We start from the raw sequence: 18,763 nt of genomic DNA on the forward strand, positions 1-18,763 counted from the left end.
TTCGTGCGGGCGCGATGCTTTGGCAACTGACTCAGATGTTGTGGGTCGGCGGCCTGTGGCTGTTACATATCGGTCTGCTGCCGGTGCTGGGCCAAATTGGCCTGGCGCCGCTGCTGATCGATGAAATTGCAGGCATGCTTAACTCGCTGATGGTGGGATTCGCCGCAGCGTGCGTGGTGTTTCAGGCTTTGGTGCTGGTTCAGGCCGAGGGCCTTGCCAGTCTATGGCGCGATATTCGCGGGCAGCTGCTGCTGATGGCGCTGTATGCGTGCGGGATGTATACCGCTGCGCGTGTCGGCTGGCCGGATGCAGTGCGTTGGCAGGTGTTCAGTTATCTGGTTCTGGGCTTTTCCGGGCTGGTGCTGGTGCTGCAACCAGTGCCTGGATGGAGCGGCAGGGTGCGCGAAGCACACCCTTGACCCTTGCCATCATTTGAAGCGATGGACGTTCGACAGCTGCTTGTTGACGCTGAAGTTCTTGCGGTAAATCAGTGCCATCTTGCCGATGACCTGAACCAGATCCGCTTTGCCGACCTTGCAGAGTTCTGCAATGGACGCCAGGCGCGATTCGCGATCGAGGATGTTGAGCTTGATTTTGATCAGCTCGTGATCCGCCAAGGCGCGTTCAAGTTCGGCTAGCACACCTTCAGTCAAACCGTTGTCAGCCACAATCAAAACCGGTTTCAGATGGTGGCCAATGGATTTGTACTGTTTCTTCTGCTCTTGAGTGAGCGGCATAATCTGACCCTTTAGTCTGGATTCTGTAAAATGGCGGCCATTTTACCCGAGGGTTCGTGGATCCGCCCAATTAATCACGACCCTTATCATCGAGGTGCCCAATGGCGCGTTCCAAGACAAGCCTTGGTTGGCTGAAACGACATGTCAATGATCCCTATGTGAAGCAGGCGCAGAAGGATGGTTACCGCTCGCGTGCGAGTTACAAGCTTCTGGAGGTCCAGGAGAAATACAAGCTGATCCGTCCGGGTATGAGCGTTGTCGACCTGGGTGCGGCGCCTGGCGGCTGGTCGCAGGTCACTAGCCGGCTGATCGGTGGTCAGGGGCGTCTGATCGCCTCGGACATCCTGGAAATGGACAGCATTCCGGACGTGACTTTCATCCAGGGTGACTTCACCCAGGACGAAGTGCTCGCTCAGATCCTTGAAGCCGTGGGTAATTCGCAAGTGGACCTTGTGATTTCCGATATGGCCCCCAATATGAGTGGTACGCCTGAGGTGGACATGCCAAAAGCCATGTTTCTATGTGAACTGGCTCTTGATCTGGCGGCTCGGATACTCAAGCCGGGCGGTAATTTCGTGATCAAGGTGTTTCAGGGCGAAGGGTTTGATGCTTACGTGAAGGACGCTCGTCAGAAATTCGACAAGGTCCAGATGATCAAGCCGGACTCCTCCCGTGGCAGTTCCCGCGAGCAATACATGCTGGCTTGGGGCTATCGCGGCCGTAGTGAGTAAAACGAGGTTTTTTTGCGGGTCGATAGGATTTTCGTATTTCGCCCCGTGAGCATTAGCGAATATTGTGTAGAAAGTGTTTCACAAAGGGTTACAGACGGCGCCTGCCAGAGCCGTAGGTAATGTAGTAAGTTAGGCCGGTGAATATCATGCGAAGCGCGCGCCATTAGCGGAGCTTGCTTCAGAGGGTAGTTAATTGAACGATATGGCAAAGAATCTGATCCTGTGGTTGATCATCGCGGCTGTCCTGGTGACAGTGATGAACAACTTCTCCAGCCCTAACGAGCCGCAGACCCTCAACTATTCCGACTTCATCCAGCAGGTCAAGGATGGCAAGGTCGAGCGCGTAGCCGTAGATGGCTATGTGATTACCGGTAAGCGCAACGATGGCGACAGCTTCAAGACCATCCGTCCCGCTATCCAGGACAACGGTCTGATCGGCGATCTCGTGGACAACCACGTGGTAGTCGAAGGCAAGCAGCCTGAACAGCAAAGCATCTGGACTCAACTCCTGGTCGCGAGCTTCCCGATCCTGGTGATCATTGCCGTGTTCATGTTCTTCATGCGGCAGATGCAGGGCGGTGCCGGAGGCAAGGGCGGGCCGATGAGCTTCGGCAAGAGTAAGGCGCGCCTGTTATCCGAAGACCAGGTGAAAACCACCCTGGCTGATGTTGCCGGTTGCGACGAAGCCAAAGAGGAAGTCGGCGAACTGGTCGAGTTCCTTCGTGATCCGGGCAAGTTCCAGCGCCTGGGCGGCCGCATTCCACGCGGCGTACTGATGGTCGGTCCTCCGGGTACCGGTAAAACCTTGCTGGCCAAGGCGATTGCCGGCGAAGCCAAAGTGCCGTTCTTCACCATTTCCGGTTCCGATTTCGTCGAAATGTTCGTCGGCGTCGGTGCGAGCCGTGTTCGTGACATGTTCGAGCAGGCCAAGAAGCACGCGCCATGCATCATCTTCATCGATGAAATCGACGCCGTCGGTCGCCACCGTGGCGCCGGCATGGGCGGTGGTCACGATGAGCGCGAGCAGACTCTCAACCAGTTGCTGGTAGAGATGGACGGCTTCGAAATGAATGACGGCATCATCGTAATTGCAGCAACCAACCGTCCGGACGTACTGGACCCCGCGTTGCTGCGTCCGGGCCGTTTCGACCGTCAGGTCGTGGTCGGTCTGCCGGATATCCGTGGTCGTGAGCAAATTCTCAAGGTCCACATGCGCAAAGTGCCAATGGGTGACGACGTTGCTCCGGCGGTCATTGCTCGTGGTACGCCTGGTTTCTCCGGTGCCGACCTGGCCAACCTGGTGAACGAAGCGTCGTTGTTCGCTGCCCGTACCGGCAAGCGCATCGTCGAAATGAAAGAGTTCGAACTGGCCAAAGACAAGATCATGATGGGCGCCGAGCGCAAATCGATGGTCATGTCCGAGAAAGAGAAGCAGAACACCGCTTATCACGAAGCAGGCCACGCCATCGTGGGCCGCGTCGTGCCAGAGCATGATCCGGTCTACAAGGTGTCGATCATCCCGCGCGGTCGTGCGCTGGGCGTGACCATGTTCCTGCCGGAAGAAGATCGTTACAGCCTGTCCAAGCGTGCATTGATCAGTCAGATCTGCTCGCTGTACGGCGGCCGTATCGCTGAAGAAATGACCCTGGGCTTCGACGGTGTGACCACCGGTGCGTCCAACGACATCATGCGTGCCAGCCAGATTGCACGGAACATGGTGACCAAATGGGGTCTTTCGGAAAAACTCGGTCCGTTGATGTACGCCGAAGAAGAGGGCGAAGTGTTCCTCGGTCGCGGCGGCGGTGGTCAGAGTGCAAGTTTCTCCGGTGAGACAGCCAAGCTGATCGACTCCGAAGTGCGCAGCATCATTGACCAGTGCTACGGCACGGCCAAGCAGATCCTCACGGATAACCGTGACAAGCTCGATGCGATGGCTGATGCCCTGATGAAGTATGAAACGATCGATGCTGATCAGATCGACGACATCATGGCGGGTCGTACGCCTCGCGAACCTCGTGACTGGTCGGGCGGCACCGGTACTTCCGGAACACCTCCGGCAGTGCAGGATCCGCGTCCGGAAACACCGATCGGCGGTCCGGCTGCTGACGTTTAAGGTTTGAAATGACTTCTGTTCTGTCCTCGACCCGGTTGCCTTGCGGCAACCGGGTTCTTGATTTGGCCCAGACGCATGTCATGGGCATTCTCAATGTCACTCCCGACTCCTTCTCCGACGGCGGCCAATACAGCCAGCTCGATGCGGCCTTGCGTCATGCCGAAGCCATGGTGTTGGCTGGCGCGACGCTGATTGATGTCGGCGGTGAGTCGACCCGGCCCGGTGCCAGGGCGGTTTCCTCCCTGGAAGAGCTGGAGCGCGTAGCGCCGATCGTTGAGCGCATCAATCGCGAGCTGGATGTGATTATCTCTGTCGATACCTCGACGCCAGCCGTCATGCGCGAAACCGCACGGCTGGGCGCAGGTTTGATCAATGACGTTCGTGCATTGCGGCGTGAAGGTGCCCTGGACGCTGCGGCGGACACTGGTTTGCCGGTCTGTCTGATGCATATGCTCGGTGAGCCAGGCGACATGCAGGATAATCCGCATTATCAGGACGTCACCAAGGAAGTGAGCGAGTTTCTCGCCGAGCGCATGGCGCAGTGTGCATCAGTCGGAATTCCGGCTGATCGGATCATCCTGGATCCGGGTTTCGGCTTCGCCAAAACCTTGCAGCACAATTTAAGTTTGTTCAAACATATGGAAGCCCTGCATCGCTTTGGTCGGCCCCTGTTGGTTGGGGTTTCGCGCAAGAGCATGATAGGTCAGGCCCTGAATCGCCCGGTCGGAGAGCGACTGCATGGCGGTTTGGCACTCGCGGCACTGGCTTCATTCAAGGGTGCGCGTATATTGCGCGTCCATGATGTGGCCGAAACCGTCGATGTGGTGCGAATGATCGCTGCAGTGGAATCAGCCGAATAAGAATGATGGAGCACTTATGACTAAGAAATACTTTGGCACCGACGGGATTCGTGGTCGGGTCGGCGAATATCCGATTACTCCTGAATTCATGCTCAAGCTCGGTTGGGCCGCGGGCATGGCATTCCGCAAAATGGGCGCCTGCAAGGTGCTGGTGGGCAAGGACACCCGGATCTCCGGGTACATGTTCGAATCGGCGCTTGAGGCAGGACTGACTTCGGCCGGTGCCGACGTGATGCTCCTGGGCCCGATGCCGACCCCGGCCATCGCTTATCTGACGCGGACGTTCCATGCCGAGGCAGGGATCGTGATCAGTGCTTCGCACAATCCTCACGATGACAATGGCATCAAGTTTTTCTCCGGAAAGGGCACCAAGCTGCCGGATGAAGTCGAGCACATGATCGAAGAGTTGCTCGACACCCCGATGACCGTTGTTGAGTCGAGCAAGATCGGCAAAGTGTCGCGTATCAACGATGCGTCGGGCCGTTATATCGAATTCTGCAAGAGCAGCGTGCCGACCGGCACCAGCTTTTCGGGCCTGAAGATCGTGATCGATTGCGCTCACGGCGCGGTCTACAAAGTGGCCCCAAGCGTATTCCGCGAGCTGGGTGCCGACGTCGTTGTGCTGTCCGCGCAACCGAACGGTCTGAACATCAATGAAAACTGCGGTTCGACCCATATGGGCCAACTGCAGGCTGCCGTGCTGGCCGAGCATGCCGATCTGGGCATTGCTTTCGACGGTGACGGCGATCGGGTTCTGATGGTCGATCACACAGGTGCCATTGTCGATGGAGACGAGCTGCTGTTCATCATTGCCCGCGACCTGCATGAGCGTGACCTGTTGAAGGGTGGCGTGGTCGGGACATTGATGAGCAACCTGGGGCTGGAACTGGCTCTGGCGGATCTGTCGATTCCATTTGTGCGTGCGAACGTCGGTGACCGTTATGTGATCGCGGATCTGCTGGAGCGCAACTGGCTGGTGGGTGGCGAGAACTCGGGTCATATCGTTTGCTTCAATCACACCACCACCGGTGATGCGATCATCGCTGCGTTGCAGGTGCTGATGGCGTTGCAGACGCGCTCCGAAGGACTGGGTCAAGCCAGGCAGGCGCTGCGCAAGTGCCCTCAGGTGCTGATCAACGTACGGTTCGGCGGTGGTGCGAGCCCGCTGGACCATCCGTCGGTCAAAGAAGCCAGCGAGCGCGTGACCAAAGCCATGGCGGGTCGTGGGCGCGTGCTGTTGCGCAAGTCCGGGACGGAGCCGTTGGTGCGTGTCATGGTCGAAGGCGAGGACGAAACACAGGTTCGCGCCTACGCCGAAGAGCTGGCAAAACTGGTTACTGAAGTTTCTGCCTGAATTCGGCTTGCCAGCCATGATTGTGTTGGGTAACATCTGCGCCCACTTTGACCGACGAGGTACAGCATGCGTCGCCCTATGGTAGCTGGTAACTGGAAGATGCACGGTACCCGCGCCAGCGTCGCTGAGCTGATCAAAGGCTTGCGTAATTTGGCCTTGCCGAGCGGTGTTGATGTAGCGGTATTCCCGTCTTTCTTGCATATCAATCAAGTGATTGATGGTCTGGAAGGCAAGTCGATCAAGGTCGGCGCGCAGAACGTTGCGGTGGAAGCCAAACAAGGTGCATTGACCGGTGAGGTTGCACCGAGTCAGTTGGCTGATGAAGGTTGTTCTCTGGTGCTCGTCGGGCATTCCGAACGCCGCCAGATCATCGGCGAGAATGATGAAGCACTGATTCGCAAGTTCGCCGCGGCACAGGAATGTGGCTTGATTCCGGTGTTATGCATCGGGGAAACCCTGGAGCAGCGCGAAGCCGGTAAAACGCTTGAAGTTGTCGGGCATCAGCTCGGCAGCGTCATCGAGAAACTGGGTGTCGGTGTTTTTGCAAAGGCAGTAATCGCTTACGAGCCGGTCTGGGCCATTGGTACCGGGCTGACTGCTTCGCCGCAACAGGCGCAGGATGTGCACGCAGCCATTCGCGCTCAGTTGGCGGCAGAGAATTCTGAGGTCGCACAAGGTGTGCGGCTTCTATACGGCGGCAGCGTGAAGGCGGCCAATGCGGTCGAACTGTTCGGCATGCCGGATATCGATGGGGGGCTCATTGGTGGAGCTTCCCTGAATGCAGATGAGTTCGGTGCGATTATTCGCGCCGCGGGAAACTGAAAAAATGCTGGAAACAGTCGTAGTCGTTTTTCATCTGCTGGGTGCATTGGGCGTAGTTGCTCTGGTATTGCTGCAGCAGGGTAAAGGTGCGGATGCTGGCGCGTCTTTCGGAGCAGGTGCTTCAAATACTGTGTTCGGAAGCCAAGGTTCCTCTACCTTTCTTAGTAAGTTTACTGCTATACTTGCCGCCGGTTTCTTCATAACCAGCTTAGGGTTAGGTTACTTTGCTAAAGAGAAAGCTCACCAGCTGACTCAAGTAGGTTTGCCAAACCCGGCAGTGTTGGAAGTTCCAAAGCAACAACCGGCTTCTGATGATGTCCCGGTGCTTCAAGAGCAAAAGTCGGCTACCCCAGCGACTGACGTGCCTCCAGCTCAAGAGCAAAAGTAAGAAGGTTTCAAACGTAGTATTGCCGAGGTGGTGGAATTGGTAGACACGCAACCTTGAGGTGGTTGTGCCCATAGGGTGTAGGGGTTCGAGTCCCCTTCTCGGTACCAATTATCAGGAGAGCCCGCTGTTGCGGGCTTTCTTGTAGGTGGAAGGTTACATTGACCCTGTCAGGGATCGGTCGTATACTTCCGCCCCAGCTTTGTCGCGGGGTGGAGCAGTCTGGTAGCTCGTCGGGCTCATAACCCGAAGGTCGTCGGTTCAAATCCGGCCCCCGCAACCAGTTTAAGGAGCCCCTTTTAAGGGGCTTTTTGTTAGCTGGACACTTTCTACGCCGCTGTTCGACGGCGTTTCAAGGATGGGCGTTTCGCCCATTTTTTTATTTTGCATAGCATGCACATACATGCACGAGGGGGTTCAGGTGTCGAGCAAGCTAGAAGAGTTGCAGGCCTTGTTGGCCCCGGTGGTCGTGGCCCTAGGCTATGAATGCTGGGGTATTGAGTTCTCGGCTCAAGGTCGCCACTCAATGTTGCGCGTTTATATTGATAAAGAAGGCGGCGTACTGGTGGACGATTGCGCCATCGTCAGCCGTCAGATCAGCGGTGTCCTGGATGTTGAAGATCCAATCGCCGTTGAATACACCCTTGAAGTTTCCTCGCCTGGCATGGAACGCCCACTGTTCACTATTGAGCAGTTTGCAAAATTTGCCGGTGAACAAGTGAAGATCAAGCTGCGCTCGCCTTTTGAAGGACGACGCAACTTTCAGGGCCTTCTGCGCGGTGTAGAAGAGCAGGACGTCGTGGTGCAGGTAGAAGACCATGAATTCCTGTTGCCGATCGATATGATCGACAAGGCCAACATTATTCCCAGTTTTGACTGAGACGCGGATCCCGCGGATCCAATGGCTTGCGAAAGGCGAGGCGTACGATGAGCAAAGAAGTACTGCTGGTTGTTGAGTCGGTATCCAATGAAAAGGGCGTACCGGCAAACGTAATTTTTGAAGCGCTGGAGCTGGCTCTGGCCACCGCTACAAAAAAGCGGTTTGAGGACGAAGTCGATCTGCGTGTGGAAATCAATCGCCACACCGGTGCTTACGAGACATTCCGTCGCTGGACGGTAGTCGAAGAAGCAGACCTGGACGATCCGGCCATCGAAACCTGGCCAAGCAAGGTTGCCGAAACGCATCCTGGTGCTCAGGTTGGCGATGTCGTCGAAGAAAAGATCGAATCCATCGAGTTCGGCCGTATCGCTGCACAGACTGCCAAGCAAGTCATTGTGCAGAAAGTTCGCGAAGCCGAGCGTGCTCAAGTCGTCGACGCCTATCGCGAGCGCCTGGGGGAAATCATCTCCGGCACCGTGAAGAAAGTGACCCGCGACAACGTGATCGTCGACCTGGGCAACAACGCCGAAGCGTTGCTGGCTCGTGAAGACATCATCTCTCGCGAAACTTTCCGGGTTGGCGTGCGCCTGCGTGCGCTGCTCAAGGAAATCCGCACCGAGAACCGCGGCCCGCAGCTGATCCTGTCGCGTACTGCGCCGGAAATGCTGATCGAGTTGTTCCGCATCGAAGTGCCGGAAATCGCTGAAGGCCTGATCGAAGTAATGGCTGCCTCCCGTGACCCGGGTTCGCGTGCCAAGATCGCGGTCCGCTCCAAGGACAAACGCATCGACCCGCAAGGCGCTTGCATCGGTATGCGCGGTTCGCGCGTCCAGGCAGTGTCGGGTGAGTTGGGCGGTGAGCGTGTGGACATCGTCCTGTGGGACGACAACCCGGCTCAGTTCGTGATCAATGCAATGTCGCCGGCTGAAGTGGCGGCAATTATCGTTGACGAAGATGCCCATGCAATGGACATCGCCGTTGGCGCAGACAATCTGGCTCAGGCCATCGGTCGTGGTGGTCAGAACGTGCGTCTGGCCAGCCAGTTGACTGGCTGGACCCTGAACGTGATGACCGAATCGGACATCCAGGCTAAGCAGCAAGCAGAAACCGGCGACATCCTGCGCAACTTCATCGACGAGCTGGAAGTCGACGAAGACCTGGCACAGGTGCTGGTAGATGAAGGCTTCACCAGCCTGGAAGAGATTGCCTACGTACCGTTGGAAGAAATGCTCAACATCGACGGCTTTGACGAAGAAACCGTCAACGAGCTTCGCGCTCGTGCCAAGGATCGTTTGTTGACCAAAGCCATCGCTACTGAGGAAAAGCTGGCAGACGCCCATCCGGCCGAAGACCTGCTCTCGCTTGAGGGTATGGACAAGGATTTGGCGATGGAACTGGCGGTGCGCGGCGTAATTACCCGCGAAGACCTGGCCGAGCAGTCTATTGACGACCTGCTCGACATCGACGGCATTGACGATGATCGTGCCGGCAAGTTGATCATGGCCGCCCGAGCCCACTGGTTCGAGTAATTAGGCGCGGCCTGAGGAGAGAAGTGCATGACGCAAGTCACGGTGAAACAACTGGCCGATGAGGTCAAAACACCGGTAGAGCGCCTGTTGCAGCAGATGCGTGAGGCAGGTCTGCCGCACACCGCCGCCGAAGAACATGTGACTGACAGTGAGAAGCAATCTTTGCTGACTCACTTGAAAAGCAGCCACAAGGCGAAAGTGGAAGAACCACGCAAGATCACACTGCAGCGTAAAACCACCAGCACCCTGCGTGTTGCTGGCAGCAAAAGCATCAGTGTTGAAGTTCGTAAAAAGAAAGTTTTCGTACAGCGCAGCCCGGAAGAAATCGAAGCCGAGCGCAAACGCGAACTGGAAGAACGTCGCGCAGTAGAAAATGCTGCTCGTCAGAAGGCTGAAGAAGAAGCCAAGCGTCGCGCCGAAGAAGAAGCGCGTCGCCAGCCTGCTGCTGCGCAAACCGCTTCCAACGACGCCGTTGCAGCGCCGGTTGCAGTTGCCGAACCCGTACGTGAAAGCGCACCGGTTGTTGCGGCTGCACCTGCTCCGTCTGCTGACGTTCGTAACAAGCAGAACGAACAGCGTCGTCCGGACAAACCACGTGCCGACGATAACAATCGTCGTGGCAGTGGCGATGGCGAGCGCAAAAACGCTCCACATCGTGCTTCGGTCAAAGAGAAAGCGCCTGCTCCACGTGTTGCGCCACGTACTACCGACGAAGAAAGCGATGGCTTCCGTCGTGGTGGTCGCGGCAAGGCCAAGCTGAAGAAACGCAACGCCCACGGTTTCCAGAGCCCAACCGGCCCTGTTGTGCGCGAAGTGAAGATCGGCGAGACCATCACTGTTGGCGATCTCGCCCAGCAGATGTCGGTCAAGGCTGCTGAAATCATCAAGTTCATGTTCAAACTGGGTACTCCAGCGACCATCAACCAGGTACTGGATCAGGAAACTGCCCAACTGGTTGCTGAAGAACTGGGCCACAAAGTGACCCTGGTCAGCGACACAGCCCTGGAAGATTCCCTGGCCGAGTCCCTGAAGTTTGAAGGTGAAGCGTTCTCCCGTGCTCCGGTCGTGACCGTAATGGGCCACGTTGACCACGGTAAGACCTCGCTGCTCGACTACATCCGTCGTGCCAAGGTAGCTGCAGGCGAAGCCGGCGGTATCACCCAGCACATCGGCGCGTACCACGTTGAAACCGAACGCGGCATGGTCACCTTCCTCGACACCCCGGGTCACGCCGCGTTTACCGCAATGCGTGCTCGTGGTGCCAAGGCGACCGACATCGTGATCCTGGTGGTTGCAGCGGACGACGGCGTCATGCCGCAGACCGTTGAAGCCGTTCAGCACGCCAAGGCTGCCGGTGTTCCGCTGGTTGTTGCAGTGAACAAAATCGACAAGCCGGGCGCCGATCTCGATCGCATCCGTAGCGAACTGTCGGTTCACGGCGTGACCTCGGAAGAGTGGGGCGGCGACACCCCGTTCGTATCGGTTTCGGCGAAAGTCGGTACTGGCGTGGACGAGTTGCTCGAAGCTGTTCTGCTGCAAGCCGAAGTTCTGGAACTGAAAGCAACTCCGTCGGCTCCAGGCCGTGGCGTTGTGGTTGAATCGCGTCTCGACAAAGGTCGTGGCCCGGTTGCAACCGTTCTGGTTCAAGACGGTACCCTGCGCCAAGGCGACATGGTGCTGGTCGGTTCGAACTATGGCCGTGTACGTGCCATGCTCGACGAGAACGGCAAGCCAATCAAGGAAGCCGGTCCTTCCATCCCTGTCGAGATTCTCGGCCTGGACGGTACCCCGGACGCTGGCGACGAGATGAGCGTGGTTGCCGACGAGAAGAAAGCCCGTGAAGTGGCTCTGTTCCGTCAAGGCAAGTTCCGCGAAGTCAAACTGGCCCGCGCTCACGCCGGCAAGCTTGAAAACATCTTCGAGAACATGGGTCAGGAAGAGAAGAAGACGCTCAACATCGTCCTCAAATCCGACGTCCGTGGTTCGCTGGAAGCGTTGAACGGTGCCTTGAACGGCCTGGGTAACGACGAAGTGCAAGTGCGTGTTGTCGGTGGCGGTGTCGGTGGTATCACCGAGTCCGACGCCAACCTGGCACTGGCCTCCAACGCTGTACTGTTCGGCTTCAACGTGCGTGCCGATGCCGGCGCTCGCAAGATCGTCGAGCAGGAAGGTCTGGATATGCGTTACTACAACGTGATCTACGACATCATCGAAGACGTCAAGAAAGCCCTCACCGGTATGTTGGGCAGCGATGTTCGCGAGAACATCCTGGGTATCGCTGAAGTCCGTGATGTGTTCCGTTCGCCGAAGTTTGGCGCGATCGCCGGTTGCATGGTTATCGAAGGTGTTGTTCACCGTAACCGTCCAATCCGTGTACTGCGTGAAGACATCGTTATCTTCGAAGGCGAGCTGGAATCCCTGCGCCGCTTCAAGGATGACGCTTCCGAAGTACGTGCCGGCATGGAATGCGGTATCGGCGTGAAGAGCTACAACGACGTCAAAGTCGGTGACAAGATCGAAGTCTTCGAGAAGGTTCAGGTTGCTCGCAGCCTCTAACTCGCGCACTTCAAGGGCCACGCCAAGCCGCCGCATGCAAATGCGCGGCACAGCGTCAGGACTCTAAACGCAACGCCCGGTCTGGCTTTTGTCAGGCCGGGCGTTTGCCGCTTTCAGACCCTTCGGGTTTCACCGTGGGGCAGTAACAGGTAACAAGACATGGCAAAAGAATACAGCCGTACCCAACGTATCGGCGATCAGATGCAGCGTGAGCTGGCACAGCTGATCCGTCGTGAAGTCAAAGACCCGCGCGTCGGCCTGGTCACCATTACCGCTGTTGAAGTCAGCCGTGACGTCGGTCACGCCAAGATCTTCATCACCGTGATGGGGCAGGACAATGCCGAAGACATCGCGCAAAGCATCAAGGTGCTCAACTCCGCCGCCGGTTTCCTGCGTATGCAGTTGGCTCGCGAAATGAAGTTGCGCAGCGTTCCGCAGTTGCACTTCCACTACGACGAAAGCGTCGTGCGTGGCGCGCACCTGTCGGCACTGATCGAGCGTGCGGTGGCTGAAGACAATCAGCACCCGGTTGCGGCAGAAGCCGAAGACACCAAGGAGTAATCGGTGGCTCAGGTCAAACGTATCCGTCGTAACGTCAGCGGTATCATCCTGCTCGACAAACCGCTGGGGTTCACTTCCAACGCAGCCTTGCAGAAGGTCCGCTGGTTGCTGAACGCCGAGAAGGCCGGGCACACCGGCAGTCTCGATCCGCTGGCCACTGGCGTGTTGCCGCTGTGCTTCGGTGAGGCCACCAAGTTCTCGCAATACCTGCTCGATTCCGACAAGGCTTACGAAACGCTGGCGCAACTGGGCAAAACCACCACCACGGCGGACGCCGAGGGTGAAGTTTTGCAGGAACGCCCGGTGACCGTTGGTCGATCCGATGTCGAAGCGGCACTGCCGAAATTTCGTGGGCAAATCAGTCAGATACCGCCGATGTACTCGGCGCTCAAGCGTGATGGCCAGCCGCTGTACAAGCTGGCACGTGCAGGCGAAGTAGTGGAGCGCGAACCGCGTTCTGTTACTATTGCGCGCTTGGAATTGCTGGCATTTGAAGGTGATACTGCGCGGCTGGCGGTGGATTGCAGCAAAGGCACCTATATCCGCACCCTGGTGGAGGATATCGGTGAGCAACTCGGTTGTGGCGCTTACGTGGCTGAATTGCGACGTACCCAGGCCGGGCCTTTCACCCTGGCGCAGACAGTTACGCTTGAAGAGCTGGAAGCGGTACATGCCGAAGGCGGCAACGAAGCGGTCGACCGCTTCCTGATGCCATCGGACAGCGGCCTGCTGGATTGGCCACTGCTGCAGTTCTCGGAGCACAGCTCGTTCTACTGGCTAAACGGCCAACCGGTACGAGCCCCGGATGCACCGAAGTTCGGCATGGTACGGGTACAGGATCACAACGGTCGCTTCATCGGTATCGGTGAAGTGAGCGAAGACGGGCGCATCGCGCCGCGTCGACTGATTCGGTCAGAATGACCGGACGAGGGTGGCTGTTAACAGGCACGGTCACTACTCATTTTTAGATACAGGGATTTGTCCCTGGCCTGTTGAAACTGTTTTTCTGAAACAGTTTCCTGATAAAAGGATTGCCTCATGGCTCTCGACGTTCAAGAAAAAGCTCAAATCGTAGCTGACTACCAGCAAGCTGTTGGTGACACCGGTTCGCCAGAAGTGCAAGTTGCACTGCTGACCCACAACATCAACAAGCTGCAAGGTCACTTCAAGGCCAACGGTAAAGATCACCACTCCCGTCGTGGTCTGATCCGCATGGTAAACCAGCGTCGTAAGCTGCTGGACTACCTGAAAGGCAAGGATCTGGGTCGTTATCAGGCTCTGATCGGTCGCCTGGGTCTGCGTCGCTAATAAGCGATTGCGCTAGAGGTTGGTTGTCTGTCGTACGTCAGTGGGTTTCCCGCTGGCGCATGGCAGGCTCCCAGCCTCAAGTTTTATCTGGATACACGTTTTACCCTGGACAGGCGTTGGGCCGATTCCCGACATTGCCCAAGAATTTCGCAAGAAGACAAGTTCCCCAAGAGCCACAAAAGAAGGTAGGACACCGTGAACCCGGTAATCAAAAAATTCCAGTTCGGTCAGTCGACCGTTACCCTCGAGACTGGCCGTATCGCCCGTCAGGCCTCCGGCGCAGTATTGGTCACCGTTGACGACGACGTCAGCGTGTTGGTGACTGTAGTCGGTGCCAAGCAAGCCGATCCAGGCAAGGGCTTCTTCCCTCTGTCCGTTCACTACCAGGAAAAGACTTACGCTGCCGGTAAGATCCCTGGCGGTTTCTTCAAGCGCGAAGGCCGTCCTTCCGAGAAAGAAACCCTGACTTCCCGACTGATCGACCGTCCGATCCGTCCGCTGTTCCCGGAAGGCTTCATGAACGAAGTGCAGGTTGTCTGCACTGTCGTTTCCACCAGCAAGAAGACCGATCCGGACATCGCTGCGATGATCGGTACCTCGGCTGCGCTGGCCATCTCCGGCATTCCTTTCGATGGCCCGATCGGCGCTGCACGCGTTGCGTTCCACGAAAGCACCGGCTACCTGCTGAACCCGACTTACGAACAACAGAAAGCGTCGAGCCTGGACATGGTCGTTGCCGGTACTTCGGAAGCCGTTCTGATGGTTGAATCGGAAGCCAAAGAGCTGACCGAAGACCAGATGCTGGGCGCGGTACTGTTTGCTCACGACGAGTTCCAGGTGGTGATCAACGCCGTTAAAGAACTGGCCGCTGAAGCTGCCAAGCCGACCTGGACCTGGGCTCCACAGCCAGAAGCCACTGCGCTGCTGGGCGCGATCCGTGCCGAGTTCGGCGACGCGATCTCCCAGGCTTACACCATCACCATCAAGGCCGACCGTTACGCTCGCCTGGGTGAGCTGAAAGACCAGGTGGTTGCCAAGCTGTCCGGTGAAGAAGGTCAGCCGACTTCCGCTGAAGTCAAAGCTGCTTTCGGTGAAATCGAATACCGCACCGTTCGCGAAAACATCGTAAACGGCAAGCCACGTATCGACGGTCGCGACACCAAGACCGTACGTCCTTTGAACATCGAAGTCGGTGTTCTGCCTAAGACCCACGGCTCGGCTCTGTTCACCCGTGGCGAAACCCAGGCACTGGTCGTTGCAACACTGGGCACCGCCCGTGACGCGCAGCTGCTGGACACCCTGGAAGGCGAGAAAAAAGACCCGTTCATGCTGCACTACAACTTCCCTCCGTTCTCGGTAGGTGAGTGTGGTCGCATGGGTGGCGCTGGTCGTCGCGAAATCGGTCACGGCCGTCTGGCCCGTCGTTCGATTGCAGCCATGCTGCCTGCTGCCGACGTGTTCCCGTACACCATCCGTGTCGTGTCGGAAATCACCGAGTCCAACGGTTCGAGCTCCATGGCTTCGGTCTGCGGCGCTTCCCTGGCCCTGATGGATGCCGGCGTTCCGATGAAGGCACCGGTTGCCGGTATCGCCATGGGTCTGGTTAAAGAAGGCGAGAAGTTCGCCGTCCTGACCGACATCCTGGGTGACGAAGACCACCTGGGCGACATGGACTTCAAAGTAGCCGGTACCGCCAAAGGTGTTACCGCGCTGCAGATGGACATCAAGATCAAAGGCATCACCGAAGAAATCATGGAAATCGCTCTGGGCCAAGCCCTGGAAGCGCGCCTGAACATCCTCGGTCAGATGAACCAGATCATTGGCCAGTCGCGTACCGAACTGTCGGAAAACGCTCCGACCATGATCGCGATGAAAATCGACACCGACAAAATCCGTGATGTCATCGGTAAAGGCGGCGCGACCATTCGTGCGATCTGTGAAGAGACCAAGGCTTCGATCGACATCGAAGACGACGGCTCGATCAAGATCTTCGGCGAAACCAAGGAAGCGGCTGAAGCAGCACGTCAGCGCGTTCTGGGCATCACCGCAGAAGCTGAAATCGGCAAGATCTACGTCGGTAAGGTTGAGCGCATCGTCGACTTCGGCGCATTCGTCAACATCCTGCCTGGCAAGGACGGTCTGGTTCACATCTCGATGCTGAGCGATGCTCGCGTCGAGAAAGTGACCGACATCCTGAAAGAAGGCCAGGAAGTGGAAGTACTGGTACTGGACGTGGACAACCGCGGCCGTATCAAGCTGTCCATCAAAGACGTCGCAGCAGCCAAGGCTTCGGGCGTTTAATCACCCCAGCCTGACCGCTTCAACGTTATAAAAAATGCCCCGCAGTGAAAACTGCGGGGCATTTTTTTGTCTGCGAAAACTGGAAACGGTTTGTGGATTTGCCCGCTCACGATCCCGATGCTAGGTTTAGCTCACCGCCCGTGTAGCTCAGTCGGTAGAGCAGCGCACTCGTAACGCGAAGGTCGCAGGTTCGATTCCTGTCTCGGGCACCATTCCCTGTTATTTCACCTTGCTCCTCAGATCATCCACGGCGCGCTTGAGCTGATCCAGTTGACTGTCCTGAGCGCTGACGTCCCGCTTCAGGCTGGACAGGTCACTGGAACTCGCGCTGGAGTTTGACCCGGCACTACGCTTCAGGTCTTCCACCTGACCGGCAAGTTTTTTCAGATCGTTTTCCCGTTCGCTGACGGTGCGCTTGAGGTTGGCCAGTTCGCTGGAGCTGGAGCTCGAACCACTGCTGCGTTTCAGCTCGTCCAATTGCTTGGTGAGTTCTTTCAGGTCCTTGTCCTGTTCGGTGTCGGTCCGTTTAAGGTTGGCTATTTCACTGGTGCTCGAACTGGCGCTCGTTCCGTTGTTGCGCTTGAGTTCTTCAATCAGGCGCGCCTGCGCTTCGAGGTCATTCTTCAGTTCCTTGATTTCATCCGTGTTGGTTTTGGCGGTGCGCTGTAGTGCTTCCGCCCCTTCAACACTGAGATTGGACCTGACCATGACGTCTTTGCCGTACATGTTCTGGATGACGAGGAATTTGCCCGTGGACGAAGGATTGTCGGAGGTGTACTCGACGCTGGCTTGGGCCGTATTGGCCAGTGCCAGGTTGCCGAGAAGAAGGGCGGCCATGCCGGTTGCAAACAGGGTAGACGGAAGCTTCGGGAAAATACGCATCACCTGAATTCCTTGTGAAGTGCCTAGATGGCACATCGCTATGACTTTGCCTTTTGAAGGTTGTTCCTGGGTGGAGAGGGAATATTTTCAGAAAAACCGCTAAACGGTTTTTTTGTAGATTTGATGTAAAAGTCCATATAAATCGTCTTCCAAACGTCCTATATTCGGACCTTGCATGAGTACCACCCTGCAGTTTTCAAATGATCCACGAATGGTTCTGAAGGCCAGACAAACCGGGCTTCACACGGTTTTCTGCGTCAGAGAGATCCTTGATGATCCAGATCCATCTTCCATTCCCCCGATCAGCGAGAACGACATGACCGTTAAAGAATTGACCCAGGAAGCCAGGCACGAAGAAGCACTGAAGAAGTACTTGCTTGATTCGCCCCAGCTCGCCGATGAGATCAAGGACCTGCCCGCCGACGATCAGAAAGACCAGATCCAGTGGGCGTTCGAGGATGAGGCGGAATCACAAGGCTTGCAGCCTTGGGAGCTGACGCTCAAGTACACCTCTACCCCGGAAGAATTCGAGGCGGCGCGCCTGGTGCTGCACAAGGAGGCGGCCGAGGTATTGGGCGTCGAGTGGGAAGAGTACTGCGAGATGAACAATCTGGTGGTCTGACAAAAACGCCAGCCTCAACGAGGCTGGCGTTTTTCATTCAACCAGATGTGATCAGAGGCTCAGACGCATCGACAGATCGACAGCCTTCACATCCTTGGTCATCGCACCAATCGAAATGTAATCCACCCCGGTTTCGGCGATCGGCAGCAGCGTGCTTTCGTTAATCCCGCCGCTGGCTTCCAGTTTGGCCTTGCCGCCGTTCAGGCGCACGGCTTCGCGCATGTCATCCAGGCTCAACTCGTCGAGCATGATGATATCGGCACCGGCTGCCAGGGCTTCCTTCAGCTCCGCCAGGCTTTCCACCTCGATCTCCACCGGTTTGCCCGGGGCGATCTTGTGCGCGGCGTTGATCGCTTCAGGGATGCCACCGCAGGCGGCGATGTGGTTTTCCTTGATCAGGAAAGCGTCGTACAAGCCGATGCGGTGGTTGTGGCAGCCGCCGCAGGTCACGGCGTACTTTTGCGCCAGACGCAGCCCTGGCAGGGTTTTACGAGTGTCGAGCAGCTTCACCTGGGTCTCGGCCACGAAATCCGCCAGGTATTGCGCGCGCGTGGCCACGCCGGACAGCAATTGCAGGAAGTTCAGTGCGCTGCGTTCGCCTGTGAGCAACGAGCGCGCCGGGCCTTCGAGGTGGAACAGGACCTGATTGGGCTTCACCCGTTCGCCGTCGCGCACCTGCCAGTGCACGGCCACTCGCGGGTCCAGTTGCCGGAACACGGCATCGACCCAGGCGGTACCGGCGATGACAGCGGCGTCGCGGGTGATGATGGTGGCTTTGGCCAGGCGTTCGGCCGGGATCAGCTGCGCGGTGATGTCGCCGCTGCCGATGTCTTCACGCAACGCACGGCGCACGTTGGCTTCGATTTCGGCGGTCAGATCGGCGAGACGTAGATTCGGCATAACGGACTCCACAAACAAAGTGGCCCGATTATAGGGCCATGGCACGGGGCAACCCAAGGCGAGAGACACCTTCCGGTCGCTCTGAAACCTGTATTTGGTCGATTTCCCCGGGCAATGGGTGTCGAGCTGCGATCCATCCGAAATGTCTAATTCGATAAGAAGCACAGAGTCCGCTGGCACACGGGACATCTTTTGCAAGATAATGCGCCTTTCATTTGACGT

At 57.3% G+C, this 18,763-nt stretch carries 18 protein-coding genes and 3 tRNA genes; 18 read left to right on the plus strand and 3 right to left on the minus strand.

The window, feature by feature from the left end; translation table 11 throughout:
• Positions 1 to 14 precede the first annotated feature (14 nt).
• Positions 15 to 419, plus strand: coding sequence for an MFS transporter (locus tag J2Y86_RS21705; RefSeq protein WP_253440395.1), 405 nt, complete (start codon positions 15 to 17; stop codon positions 417 to 419).
• Positions 420 to 428: 9 nt separating this feature from the next.
• Here J2Y86_RS21705 and J2Y86_RS21710 read toward each other — a convergent pair whose 3' ends face one another.
• Positions 429 to 737: a YhbY family RNA-binding protein gene (locus J2Y86_RS21710; protein WP_007942889.1), complete on the minus strand. Its 309-nt coding sequence runs from the start codon at positions 735 to 737 to the stop codon at positions 429 to 431.
• A 101-nt stretch (positions 738 to 838) separates the two neighbouring features.
• Here J2Y86_RS21710 and rlmE point away from each other — a divergent pair, with 101 nt between their 5' ends.
• From rlmE to J2Y86_RS21790, 16 genes are all read left to right on the plus strand, one after another.
• Positions 839 to 1,468: a 23S rRNA (uridine(2552)-2'-O)-methyltransferase RlmE gene (gene rlmE / locus J2Y86_RS21715; protein ID WP_007900501.1), complete on the plus strand. Its 630-nt coding sequence runs from the start codon at positions 839 to 841 to the stop codon at positions 1,466 to 1,468.
• A gap of 202 nt (positions 1,469 to 1,670) precedes the next feature.
• Complete coding sequence (ftsH, locus tag J2Y86_RS21720) at positions 1,671 to 3,581, plus strand: ATP-dependent zinc metalloprotease FtsH (RefSeq protein ID WP_017336469.1); 1,911 nt, start codon at positions 1,671 to 1,673, stop codon at positions 3,579 to 3,581.
• 8 nt (positions 3,582 to 3,589) lie between these two features.
• Positions 3,590 to 4,441 (plus strand): dihydropteroate synthase, encoded by an 852-nt coding sequence (gene folP, locus J2Y86_RS21725; RefSeq protein WP_253436184.1) that lies wholly within the window; start codon positions 3,590 to 3,592, stop codon positions 4,439 to 4,441.
• Between the two features lie 16 nt (positions 4,442 to 4,457).
• Positions 4,458 to 5,795, plus strand: coding sequence for a phosphoglucosamine mutase (glmM, locus tag J2Y86_RS21730; protein ID WP_253436187.1), 1,338 nt, complete (start codon positions 4,458 to 4,460; stop codon positions 5,793 to 5,795).
• A gap of 66 nt (positions 5,796 to 5,861) precedes the next feature.
• Complete coding sequence (tpiA, locus tag J2Y86_RS21735) at positions 5,862 to 6,617, plus strand: triose-phosphate isomerase (RefSeq protein WP_253436191.1); 756 nt, start codon at positions 5,862 to 5,864, stop codon at positions 6,615 to 6,617.
• Between the two features lie 4 nt (positions 6,618 to 6,621).
• Positions 6,622 to 7,005 (plus strand): preprotein translocase subunit SecG, encoded by a 384-nt coding sequence (secG, locus tag J2Y86_RS21740; protein ID WP_017336473.1) that lies wholly within the window; start codon positions 6,622 to 6,624, stop codon positions 7,003 to 7,005.
• 21 nt (positions 7,006 to 7,026) lie between these two features.
• Positions 7,027 to 7,112: transfer RNA gene (locus J2Y86_RS21745), tRNA-Leu, on the plus strand.
• A gap of 96 nt (positions 7,113 to 7,208) precedes the next feature.
• Positions 7,209 to 7,285 (plus strand) — tRNA-Met (locus J2Y86_RS21750).
• Positions 7,286 to 7,423: 138 nt separating this feature from the next.
• Complete coding sequence (gene rimP, locus J2Y86_RS21755) at positions 7,424 to 7,882, plus strand: ribosome maturation factor RimP (RefSeq protein ID WP_010463487.1); 459 nt, start codon at positions 7,424 to 7,426, stop codon at positions 7,880 to 7,882.
• A 47-nt stretch (positions 7,883 to 7,929) separates the two neighbouring features.
• Positions 7,930 to 9,411, plus strand: a complete 1,482-nt coding sequence (nusA, locus tag J2Y86_RS21760; RefSeq protein WP_008024459.1) for a transcription termination factor NusA — start codon at positions 7,930 to 7,932, stop codon at positions 9,409 to 9,411.
• 27 nt (positions 9,412 to 9,438) lie between these two features.
• Positions 9,439 to 11,967: a translation initiation factor IF-2 gene (gene infB, locus J2Y86_RS21765; RefSeq protein ID WP_084321850.1), complete on the plus strand. Its 2,529-nt coding sequence runs from the start codon at positions 9,439 to 9,441 to the stop codon at positions 11,965 to 11,967.
• Between the two features lie 159 nt (positions 11,968 to 12,126).
• Positions 12,127 to 12,528, plus strand: coding sequence for a 30S ribosome-binding factor RbfA (gene rbfA / locus J2Y86_RS21770; RefSeq protein ID WP_008149016.1), 402 nt, complete (start codon positions 12,127 to 12,129; stop codon positions 12,526 to 12,528).
• Between the two features lie 3 nt (positions 12,529 to 12,531).
• Entirely contained in the window at positions 12,532 to 13,449 is a 918-nt protein-coding gene (gene truB, locus J2Y86_RS21775; protein ID WP_253436194.1) for a tRNA pseudouridine(55) synthase TruB, read from the plus strand.
• A 117-nt stretch (positions 13,450 to 13,566) separates the two neighbouring features.
• Positions 13,567 to 13,836 carry a 30S ribosomal protein S15 gene (gene rpsO / locus J2Y86_RS21780; protein ID WP_003176135.1) on the plus strand — a complete coding sequence of 90 codons (270 nt, stop codon included), beginning with the start codon at positions 13,567 to 13,569 and terminating at the stop codon, positions 13,834 to 13,836.
• Positions 13,837 to 14,031: 195 nt separating this feature from the next.
• Positions 14,032 to 16,137, plus strand: a complete 2,106-nt coding sequence (gene pnp, locus J2Y86_RS21785) for a polyribonucleotide nucleotidyltransferase (RefSeq protein ID WP_154996547.1) — start codon at positions 14,032 to 14,034, stop codon at positions 16,135 to 16,137.
• Positions 16,138 to 16,273: 136 nt separating this feature from the next.
• A tRNA-Thr gene (locus J2Y86_RS21790) sits at positions 16,274 to 16,349 on the plus strand.
• Between the two features lie 7 nt (positions 16,350 to 16,356).
• Here J2Y86_RS21790 and J2Y86_RS21795 read toward each other — a convergent pair.
• Complete coding sequence (locus tag J2Y86_RS21795; RefSeq protein WP_253436197.1) at positions 16,357 to 17,019, minus strand: hypothetical protein; 663 nt, start codon at positions 17,017 to 17,019, stop codon at positions 16,357 to 16,359.
• Between the two features lie 316 nt (positions 17,020 to 17,335).
• Between J2Y86_RS21795 and J2Y86_RS21800 the strand changes: the two genes are divergently transcribed.
• A complete protein-coding gene (locus tag J2Y86_RS21800) occupies positions 17,336 to 17,641 on the plus strand; it encodes a DUF6388 family protein (protein ID WP_140664060.1) in 306 nt (101 codons plus the stop codon).
• Between the two features lie 51 nt (positions 17,642 to 17,692).
• On the opposite strand, the gene nadC is transcribed toward J2Y86_RS21800, so the two are convergent.
• Positions 17,693 to 18,541, minus strand: a complete 849-nt coding sequence (nadC, locus tag J2Y86_RS21805; RefSeq protein ID WP_253436200.1) for a carboxylating nicotinate-nucleotide diphosphorylase — start codon at positions 18,539 to 18,541, stop codon at positions 17,693 to 17,695.
• Positions 18,542 to 18,763: the final 222 nt, after the last annotated feature.

Origin of the sequence: Pseudomonas migulae (assembly GCF_024169315.1) — a bacterium.
Classification (GTDB): Bacteria; Pseudomonadota; Gammaproteobacteria; order Pseudomonadales; family Pseudomonadaceae; genus Aquipseudomonas; species Aquipseudomonas migulae_B.